At 72.3% G+C, this 9,254-nt stretch carries 8 protein-coding genes; 4 read left to right on the top strand and 4 right to left on the bottom strand.

What is annotated here, in order from left to right; all coding sequences use genetic code 11:
* Positions 1-321: 321 nt before the first annotated feature.
* Positions 322-1,260 (top strand): bifunctional transcriptional activator/DNA repair enzyme AdaA, encoded by a 939-nt coding sequence (locus AOK18_RS21210; RefSeq protein ID WP_079105121.1) that lies wholly within the window; start codon positions 322-324, stop codon positions 1,258-1,260.
* Positions 1,261-1,384: 124 nt separating this feature from the next.
* On the opposite strand, the gene AOK18_RS21215 is transcribed toward AOK18_RS21210, so the two are convergent.
* From AOK18_RS21215 to AOK18_RS21225, 3 genes are read right to left on the bottom strand one after another with little or no spacing between them, the layout of a single operon-like run.
* Positions 1,385-2,605 carry an MFS transporter gene (locus AOK18_RS21215; RefSeq protein ID WP_055695383.1) on the bottom strand — a complete coding sequence of 407 codons (1,221 nt, stop codon included), beginning with the start codon at positions 2,603-2,605 and terminating at the stop codon, positions 1,385-1,387.
* A 1-nt stretch (position 2,606) separates the two neighbouring features.
* Complete coding sequence (locus AOK18_RS21220; protein WP_055570492.1) at positions 2,607-4,187, bottom strand: 4-hydroxyphenylacetate 3-hydroxylase family protein; 1,581 nt, start codon at positions 4,185-4,187, stop codon at positions 2,607-2,609.
* Between the two features lie 27 nt (positions 4,188-4,214).
* Positions 4,215-4,784, bottom strand: coding sequence for a flavin reductase family protein (locus tag AOK18_RS21225; protein ID WP_055695384.1), 570 nt, complete (start codon positions 4,782-4,784; stop codon positions 4,215-4,217).
* 201 nt (positions 4,785-4,985) lie between these two features.
* Here AOK18_RS21225 and AOK18_RS21230 point away from each other — a divergent pair, with 201 nt between their 5' ends.
* Positions 4,986-5,648: a class I SAM-dependent methyltransferase gene (locus AOK18_RS21230; protein ID WP_055570494.1), complete on the top strand. Its 663-nt coding sequence runs from the start codon at positions 4,986-4,988 to the stop codon at positions 5,646-5,648.
* 63 nt (positions 5,649-5,711) lie between these two features.
* On the opposite strand, the gene AOK18_RS21235 is transcribed toward AOK18_RS21230, so the two are convergent.
* Positions 5,712-7,421, bottom strand: a complete 1,710-nt coding sequence (locus tag AOK18_RS21235; protein WP_240503265.1) for an FAD-binding oxidoreductase — start codon at positions 7,419-7,421, stop codon at positions 5,712-5,714.
* A 278-nt stretch (positions 7,422-7,699) separates the two neighbouring features.
* Between AOK18_RS21235 and AOK18_RS21240 the strand changes: the two genes are divergently transcribed.
* Positions 7,700-8,272, top strand: a complete 573-nt coding sequence (locus AOK18_RS21240; RefSeq protein ID WP_240503266.1) for a cupin domain-containing protein — start codon at positions 7,700-7,702, stop codon at positions 8,270-8,272.
* Between the two features lie 126 nt (positions 8,273-8,398).
* Positions 8,399-9,205 (top strand): SDR family NAD(P)-dependent oxidoreductase, encoded by an 807-nt coding sequence (locus AOK18_RS21245; protein ID WP_055574900.1) that lies wholly within the window; start codon positions 8,399-8,401, stop codon positions 9,203-9,205.
* Positions 9,206-9,254 lie beyond the last annotated feature (49 nt).

A 9,254-nucleotide genomic window follows, 5' to 3' on the forward strand; every position in this document is an offset into this window, starting at 1 on the left:
CCGGGGCCCGGAGCACCGGCGGCGACCCGGTGGCGGACTCCCCGGCCCGGTGCCCGGGAGGGCGCCGGGACCGCACGGGTCCGGTCCCGCGTGCGGGCGGCACCGGGCCGGGGCCGCGCGGACCGGTCGGCGGACCCCGCGTCCACGGCCCGGAGCCGGCTCGAGGGCGGCCGGAGCCGGTCCCGGTGGGGCCCCGCGACCGCCGGTCCGTCACCGGTCCGCCACCGGCCGCCGCCCCGCGGACGCCTCCCCTCCGCCGGGGCGCCGCCCGTCGGACCACCCGTGAGAAACGACCTCTCAGACGAACGGAAGGCACGGAGCATGACGGTGACGACGACCGCCGCAACGCTGTACACCTGTGACGAGACACGCTGGCAGGCCGTGCGGGACCGGGACGCCCGCGCGGACGGCCACTTCTGCTACGTGGTCACCACGACCGGCGTGTACAGCCGCCCGTCGTGCACGGTGAGGCTGGCTCTGCGGGAGAACGTCCGGTTCTTCCCGACCCCGGAGGACGCCCGCGCCGAGGGCTACCGCCCGTGCCGCCGCTGCTGCCCCGACGACTCCGGCCGGCACGCCGCGGCGGCCGAGGCCGTCGCCCGGGCCTGCGGGATCATCGACGAGGCGCCGCTGCCGCCGAGCCTGGACGAGCTGGCCCGCAAGGTGGGGTACAGCCGCTTCCACTTCCACCGCCTGTTCAAGTCGTTCACCGGCATCACGCCGCACGCCTACCTGGCGGCGGCGCGCGCCCGCCGGGTGCGCGAGGCCCTGCCGCTGTCCGGGACGATCGCCGACGCCGTGTACAGCTCGGGGTTCGGCTCCGGCGGCCACTTCTACGCGGCGGCGCCGGAGATCCTGGGCATGACCCCGAAGGCGTACCGGGCGGGCGGCGACGGCACGGACATCCGGTACACGGTGGCGGGTTCGTCGCTGGGGCCGGTCCTCGTCGCGGTGACGGACAAGGGCGTGTGCGGGGTGCTGACGGGGGACGAGGGGCCGGCTCTGCTGCTCCGGCTCCGCACGATGTTCCGGCAGGCCCGGCTCGTGCCCGCGGACGAGGACTTCGCCGCCGCCGTCGACGTGGCCGTGCGCGAGGCGGAACCGCCGCAGCTCGGCCGCGAACTGCCCCTGCGCATACGGCGGTCGGCGTTCGCCGTGCGGATGCGGCGCACGGTGCCGACGGTTGTCGTCCCGGCCGGGCAGCCCGGGCCGGGCCGCGGTCCCCGGCCCGGCGTGCCGGCGTGCACGCCGCCCGCCTGACGGAACCCCTCGGGTACGGGACCACCCGCACCGGCCGCCCCGGCCCGCCCGGCGCCCCGGCCGCCCGGCGCCGCGGGCGGCCGGGGAGCAGGGGCCGCTCAGCCCCCGGGGGCGGGGACTCCGCTCAGCCCGGGGAGCGGGACTCCGCCCCGGCGGGGGCCGGCCGCCGCCCGGCCGCCGGACGCAGCCGCCCCGACGCCCAGGTCGCCGGCAGTGCCGCCGCGCACACCAGCAGCCCGGTGAGCACCGCGTCCCGCGCACCGCCGTGCGCGACGGCCGCGCCGCCGGCCACCGCCCCGGCGGCGATGCCCGCGTTGACCGCGGACGCCGGCAGCGTCGAGGCGAGGTCGCGTCCGGGACCGGCCAGCAGGCCGACCCGGTACTGCAACGAGGGGACCAGGCCGAACCCGACCACGCCCCACAGCACGAGGGCGAGGGCCACCAGGACCCGGGAGGCGCCGGCGACGTGCAGGACCGCCAGCGCCGCGACCAGGGCGAGGTTCGCCGCGAGGAGCGTGCGCGCCGCGTCCCGGTCCGCGGCCCAGCCGCCCGCGAACGTGCCGGCGGCCGTCGCGGCCCCGTAGGCGAAGAGGAAGACGGTCAGCCAGGTGCCGGACACCCCCGTGACGTCCTCCAGGAACGGCGTGATGTAGGTGAACGCCGCGAACTGGCCGCCCATCAGCAGGAGTCCGACGCCGAGCACGGCCAGGACCCGGGGCGCCAGCGCGTGCCGGGACTGCGCCCACAGGCCGCCGGTGCCCGGGGCGTCGACCGGCGGGACGCACACCGCCGTCGCCAGCAGCGCCAGCGCGCCGAGGACCACGATGGCCGTGAACGCCGCGCGCCAGCCCAGGTGCTGGGCCGCCAGGGTGCCGAGCGGAACGCCGAGCGCGGTGGAGACGGCGATGCCGCCGAAGACCACGGAGATCGCGCGCCCGGTCCGCTCGGGCGGCACCAGGGCGGCCGCCACCGTGAAGGCCGTCCCGAGGAACAGTCCCTGCAGCGCCCCGGTGACGGCCCGGGCCACGAGCAGCGTGCCGAAGCCCGGGGCCAGGGCGGCCAGCAGGTTGCCCGCGACGTAGCAGGCCAGGGACGTCCGCAGCAGGGTGCGGCGCCGGATCCGGATGGTGAGCGCCGTCAGCAGCGGACCGCCGAGGCAGATGCCCAGCGCGTACGCGGTGACCAGGGTGCCCGCCGCGTCCACGGACACGGCGAGTTCCCCGGCGACGAGTTTCAGCAGGCCGACGACGACGAGTTCGGCGCTGCCCATGACGAAGGTGGCGAGGAAGAGGGCGGCGAGGGCCGGTCCCGGCCGTCGCCGCACCACGGGGGGGACGGAGGTCATGTCAGTGCCAGAAGTTCTTCCTGGCGCCGCGCAGCTCGTGGAACGAGTCGAGGTCGGGGACCGTCCACCCGTCGAGGTCGTACTCCTGGAGGCACTGCTCGGCGAAGCCCTTGTACGCGTCCAGCTGGCCCGTCTCCATCTGGGTCATGAAGATGTCGCTGCGCACCGACTCGTGGTTGCCGGAGTAGTTGCGTTCGTACAGTTCGTGCCGGCCGCCGAACTCGGTGCCGACCGCGTCCCACAGCAGCTTCATCAGCTTGACGCGGCTGACGGCGTCGTAGCCGTTGGAGCCGCGCACGTACTTGTCGAGGTAGGGGCGCACGTCGGGGTTCTTGAAGTCCTCGGCGCTGGAGTTGACGTAGATGAGGCCGCTGGCGACGTCCTGCTCGATGATCTCCTTGATGCGGGGGTAGCCGAGGGTCATGAACCAGCGGTAGGCCATGCCGTACTCGAGGCGCGGCAGCAGGGCGCCGTCCTTCCACTCCTCGGGGTTGCGGGCGGCGGCGTCGGTCAGGGCCCAGAACATGTTGCGCCAGGCGAGCACCTCGCCGACCCGGGCCTGGATGCCGCGGAAGTCCTTGGTGCCGGTCATCTCGACGGCCTTGGCCAGCAGCCCCGCGATGAAGTCGATCTTCACGGCGAGCCGGATGCAGCCGTGGAAGGTCAGGCGCGGGATGAAGCCGGACTTCGGGGCGAACCCGTTGACCTGGTCGACGTCGCCGTAGAGGAAGACGTTCTCCCAGGGGATGAGCACCTTGTCGAGGACGAAGATGGTGTCGTTCTCGTCCAGGCGCGAGGAGAGCGGGTAGTCGAAGGGGCTGCCCATGACGGCGGCCGTGGCCGCGTAGGAGGGGCGGCAGATCAGCTTCAGGCCGGGCGCCCCCATCGGGATCGTCGCGACGAGCGCGAACTCCTTCTGCTTGAGCGGCAGTCCGTAGTGCGAGATGAAGTTGTAGTGCGTGATGGCCGAGCCGGTGGCCACGACCTTGGCGCCGCTGACGACGAGACCGGCGTCGGTCTCCTTCTCCACGTGCACGAAGACGTCCTTGACCTCTTCGGACGGGCGGTGCCGGTCGACCGGCGGGTGGATGATCGCGTGGTTCCAGAACAGCACCTTCTCCTGGGACTCGCGGTACCAGCGCCGCGCGTTGTCCTGGAACGGCGCGTAGTAGTCGGAGTTGGCGCCGAGCGTGCCGAGGAAGGCCGCCTTGTAGTCCGGGCTGCGGCCCATCCAGCCGTAGGTGAGGCGGGCCCACTCGGCGATCGCCTCGCGGTCCTCGACGACGTCCTGGACGCTGCGCGGGGTGCGGAAGAACTTGTGGGTGTAGCCGTCGCTCCCGGTGTCGGTGCGGGTGGTCAGCACGTCGCGGCGGGCCGGGTCGTGCAGGGCGTCGTACAGGCGGGCCGTCATCCGGGCGGGGTTGGCGAACGCCGGGTGCTTGGTGACGTCGTCGACGCGTTCGCCGTAGATGTAGACCTCGCGGTCGTCGCGCAGGCTCTCCAGGTACTCGTCGCCGGTCAGCGGGCGGGTGGTGCGGGGAGCCGGTGCGGAGGCGGAGACCTCGCCCTGCTGCAGCGTCATGGTGTGTCCTTTGTCCGGTCGTGACGGTCAGTGACCCAGCGGGATGTGGAGCGCCGCGGCTGCCGACGCCCACGCGCCGTCCGCGGGCCCGTCGAGGGTGCCCGCCCACGCGTGGTGGCCGGGGGCGGTGTCCAGGAGGCGGAAGGCCCCGCCGTGGAAGACCAGCGGCTCCGCGTCCCGGGTCGTGAAGCTCCGGACCCGCCCGACGTGCAGCACGTGGTCGCCGCCGTCGTACGCGGCCCAGGGCGCGCAGTCGAGGTGGGCGGCGCAGCCGGCCAGGCGCGGCCCGGCCGCGTCGGGGTCCCAGGACACGGGAGTGCCCGCGGGCAGCGGCCGGCCCGCGAAGTGCAGGGCCAGGTCCTGCTGGTGTGCGGCGAGGATGTTCACGCCGAACGACGGCGCGTCCGCGAGCAGGCCGCACATCCGGCTGCGCCGGTCCAGGGACACCATCACCAGCGGGGGGTCGAGGGAGACGGAGGTGAACGAGCCCACCGTGGCGCCGTGCACGCCACCGCCGCCGTGTTCGACGGTGACCACGGTGACGCCCGTGGCGAACCGGCCGAGGCAGTCGCGAAAGCGGCGCTGGCTGTCGCCCATCGGCACTCCTCGAAAAGAAATGAGCCCTCGAATTCGACGCTCTCTCAGCGGCATTGTGCCGGTGGCCGCTGAAGGATCGCTCGAGGAAAACGGGGGACATTTCTGCGCAATATCCAGGAGGCCGTGAATGATTGACACCGGTGCGTGCGGGCGCCTGTAATTCCTTCTCGGATTCGAGTACCCGACACGAGGTGGCCCATCATGAGACTCCAGGTCGAGTTGACCGACGCACTCCAGGACTACGTCGCCGAGGTCTCGCTGCGCGAGCCCGACCTGTTGCGGCAGCTGCGCGAGGAGACCTCGCAGCTGCCGCTGCACCTGATGCAGATCTCGCCGGAGCAGGGCCAGTTCCTGCGGACCCTGCTGAAGGCGACCGGGGCCCGGCGGACGCTCGAGGTCGGCGTGTTCACCGGCTACAGCCTGCTGTCGACGGCGCTCGCGCTGCCCGCCGACGGCCGGGTGGTGGGACTGGACATCAACGAGGAGTGGGGCGCCATGGCGCTCGACTACTGCAAGCGGGCCGGCGTCGCGGACAAGGTCGACCTGCGCATCGGCGACGCCCGGGCCTCCCTCGACCGGCTGCTGAAGGAGGAGAACGCCGCCGGCACGTTCGACTTCGTGTTCATCGACGCGGACAAGGAGAACTACACGGCGTACTACGAGTACGCGCTCGAGCTGCTGCGCCCCGGCGGTCTGGTCGTCGTCGACAACGTGCTGTGGCACGGCGCCCTGCTCGACGAGTCCGCGCAGGACTCCGAGACGCAGGCGCTGCGCGCCTTCAACCCGCGGCTGCACCACGACGAGCGGGTGGAACTGAGCGTGATCCCCTACGCGGACGGGCTGACGTTCGCCGTCAAGCGCTGACGCCCGCACCCGTCCGCGTGTGAAGGCCGCCCCGGGAGCACCGGGGCGGCCTTCACGCGCGGGTCAGGGCAGACGGACGGACTGGGCGTGGCGGAAGAAGTCCTTCGGGTCGTACTTCTTCTTCACCTGCTGCAGGCGCGGGTAGTTGTCCTTGTAGTAGAGCGAGTACCAGGGCGTCGACGACGTGTTGAACTTCGGGTCGTTCAGGTCGTTGTCCGGGTAGTTGACGTAGCAGCCGTCGGTGACGCCGTTGGGCACGGGCACCCCGCCGGTGTCGGCGTAGACCTGCGCGTAGCACCGGCGGTTCCAGGCGATGTAGGCGGCGTCCTCGGCCGGGTCGTTCCACAGGGACATCCACATCATCTTGAAGAACGACTCGCGGTGCGGATAGCCGGTGGCCGACGGCGCGACCCGGTTGACCTCGCCGCCGTAGGAGCTGAGGGTGATCGAGGCGCCGGGCAGGGCGGCGTCCGTGCTCGTCAGGTTCTTGTACAGCGCCGCGAGCTGGCGGTCGGGGAAGGCCGCGCGCATGTACGCGGACTTGTACTCCTGCCGGTAGGTCGGGTCGGTGAGGTTGGTGTTGGTGGTGCCGAGGTAGCGGGTGGCCTCGAGCCAGCGCAGCTTGCGGGGCTCCGCGTACGCGGCCATCGGGCCGAACTCGGCGAACCCGCGGGTGACGGCGCCCGTCGGCACGTCGACGCCGTCGCCGATCGCGGCGAGGTAGTCGTCGAGCAGCCGGCGTGCCTGGGGGACGGTGGCGTCGACCTGGGTGACCATGGCGATCTGGCCGTTGGACCGGTGGGTCAGCACGAGGAAGCTGGCCAGGGCCAGTTCGGGGGCGCCCGGGTCGCTGTGCGCGGTGAACCAGCGCGCGTAGTTCTGCACCAGCCGGGAGAACTTCGCCTCCGTCATGCTCTCCCACGGCCAGGCCTGCGCCACCAGGTACACCTCGCGGGGCGGCTTGGGCAGCAGCTTGGCCGGGTCGTTGCCGGTGGCGCCGGGGGTGCGGAACCAGTAGCGCGTGACGACGCCGAAGTTGCCGCCGCCGCCTCCCGCGTGCGCCCACCACAGCTCGCGGTGGGGGTCGTCCGGTTCGTCGGTCGCCACGATCGTGCGCACCTTGCCGTCGGCACCCACCACGACCACCTCGACGGCGCACAGGTAGTCGATGATCAGGCCGAGCTGGCGGCACAGCAGACCCCAGCCGCCGCCGCTGACGTGGCCGCCGGCCGCGACGGAGTAGCAGATGCCGCCGGGCACGGTGACGCCGTACACCTGGTACAGCAGGGTGTAGACGTCCAGGAGCTGGGCGCCCGTCTCGACGGCGAACGCGCGCCGCTTGGTGTCGTAGTACACCTTGTTGAGCTGTGACAGGTCGAGGACCACCTGGACCTCGGGATTGAAGACGAAGTCCTCCAGGCAGTGCCCGCCGGAACGCACGGTCAGGCGCTTGCCGGCGGTGACGGCCGCCTGCACCACGCCCGCCACCTGGGAGACGTCGTCCACCAGCTGGACGCTCTCGGGGCTGCCGACGTAGCGGTTGTTCATGCCGTGCACGAGCTCCCCGTACTGGGCGTCCGCCGGCGTCACGGTCACCGGGGCGAGCTTGGCGGCCACGGTCTCCTGCCCGGCGGCCGCTCCCTGTCCGGCGGCCGTCCCCCGCCCGGCGGCCGCCGCCTGCCCGGTGAGGGTGCCGCCCACGGCGGCCGCGCCCCCCAGCGCCGCGGCGGTCGTGAAGAACCGCCTGCGGCCTATCCCACTGTTGTCGCGCACCTTACGTCTCCCATTCTCGCCATTCTCGGCGCACCGCTTCACGCGCTCTCCTGCGCCGCGACAGTACGAATCAGCCATCGCGGAAAACACTCCGGATCTTGCGGTCGGATCCCTGAACGGCGCGTTCCGGGATACGACCGCAAGATGGGGAGTGCCGGGTGGCCCGCGGATCGCCACCATCGGAGTCCGGACTGAATTCGCCACGGCGGAAGGAGGCGGGGCCGGTGACGGTCAGCGTCGGTGAGGTGTACGAGAATCCGCGGTGCAGGGAGCGGGTCGTGATCAGAACGCCGTCCTCGCACACGGGCGGGGCGCGCACCGTGATGGACGTGTACTCGGAGCCCGGCGGTGCGGTCTCGGGCGAGCACCTGCACCCGGTGAGCGAGGAACGCTTCACGCTGGTGCGGGGCAAGGTCGCCTTCCTGATCGGCGGACGCGAGGTGGTCCTCGACAAGCCCGGGCAGAGTGTGCTGATCGAACCGGGCATCAGGCACCGCTGGTGGAACTGCAGTGGCGAGCAGGCCTTCCACATATGCGAGGTGATCAAGAACAGCGACCGTTTCGAGCAGCTGGTGCTGCGTCAGCTGTTCGGGCTCGCCCAGGACGGCAAGACCACGCCCGAGGGCATGCCCCGCCTGCTGCAGCAGGCGGTGACCACGCTGGAGTTCGGTGACGTGGTGCGGTTCACCTCGCCCCCGTGGGCGCTGCAGCGCGCCCTGTTCACCGTGCTGGCCCCGGTCGCCCGGCTGCTGGGGCACAAGGGGTGCGACCCGCGGTACATGGACCGCAAGCCGTCCGAGATCGCGGAACTGGAGGACCTCCCGGAGGAGGTCCTGCGCTGGCACCGCTGATCCCCGCGGGCCCGGTGGACACCGCCTGCAACACCTTCGGGCACGGCGGTGTTTCCGTTGACGAGAGCACACCGCACCGCGCTCCTCCCCCACCTCAGGGCGGGGCCGACATCGAGAAGGAACTTCATGGATCTGCAGCTTTCCGGCCGGGTCGCCGTCGTGACCGGCGCCTCCAAGGGCATCGGCCTGGCCATCACCCGCACGCTCCTCGAAGAGGGCGCCAAGGTCGTGGCCACGTCCCGCAAGAGCACCCCTGAGCTGGATGCGCTGGCCGGCCCGAACCTCGTGCACGTCCCGGCCGACTTCATGGACCAGGACGCGCCGGCGCAGGTCGTCGCCCGCGCCGTGGAGCAGTTCGGCGGGCTCGACATCCTGGTGAACAACGCCGGTGGCCCGCCGCCCGGTGTGACCCTGCCGCGCGGTTCTTTCCTGCACGCCTCCGAGGAGGACTGGCGTGCCATGTTCGAGTTCAACCTGTTCTCGGCCGTGCGCGCCATCCGTGCCGCCATCCCGCACCTGCTGGAGCGCGGCGGCGGCTCGATCGTGAACATCTCCTCCGGCAACGCCCGGCAGCCCTCGCCGATCAACGTCGACTACGGCGCCTCGAAGGCCGCCCTGAGCAACATCACCAAGGTGCTCTCGGGCGAGTTCGCGCCGCAGGGCATCCGCGTGAACACGGTCTCCCCCGGTGTGGTGCGCACGCCGTGGTGGACGGACGAGGGCGGCGTCGCCGACATGATCGCCTCGCAGGCCGGCACCGACAAGGACAACGTCATCAACAGCGTCGTCCCGGAGATGCTGAACCTGGCCACGGGCCGCTTCGTCGAGCCGCAGGAGGTGGCCGACGCCGTCGTGCTGCTCGCGTCGCCGCGCTCCGGCAGCACCACGGGCGCCGACTTCGTCGTGGACGGCGGGCTCCTCAAGGAGCTCTGAGCACCACCGTGCGGAAGGGCCGGCGCGTCCCGGCCCTTCCGCACGGTGG

It is taken from the genome of Streptomyces prasinopilosus (assembly GCF_001419695.1).
Taxonomy (GTDB): domain Bacteria; phylum Actinomycetota; class Actinomycetes; order Streptomycetales; family Streptomycetaceae; genus Streptomyces; species Streptomyces prasinopilosus.

What these genes read in the sequence shown, in the direction of transcription:
- AOK18_RS21225 (WP_055695384.1), bottom strand. Translation starts at nt 4,784, where the DNA reads ATGGGCGACAGCCAGCGCCGCTTTCGCGACTGCCTCGGCCGGTTCGCC.
- AOK18_RS21230 (WP_055570494.1), top strand. Translation starts at nt 4,986, where the DNA reads ATGAGACTCCAGGTCGAGTTGACCGACGCACTCCAGGACTACGTCGCC.
- AOK18_RS21215 (WP_055695383.1), bottom strand. Translation starts at nt 2,605, where the DNA reads ATGACCTCCGTCCCCCCCGTGGTGCGGCGACGGCCGGGACCGGCCCTC.
- AOK18_RS21245 (WP_055574900.1), top strand. Translation starts at nt 8,399, where the DNA reads ATGGATCTGCAGCTTTCCGGCCGGGTCGCCGTCGTGACCGGCGCCTCC.
- AOK18_RS21210 (WP_079105121.1), top strand. Translation starts at nt 322, where the DNA reads ATGACGGTGACGACGACCGCCGCAACGCTGTACACCTGTGACGAGACA.
- AOK18_RS21220 (WP_055570492.1), bottom strand. Translation starts at nt 4,187, where the DNA reads ATGACGCTGCAGCAGGGCGAGGTCTCCGCCTCCGCACCGGCTCCCCGC.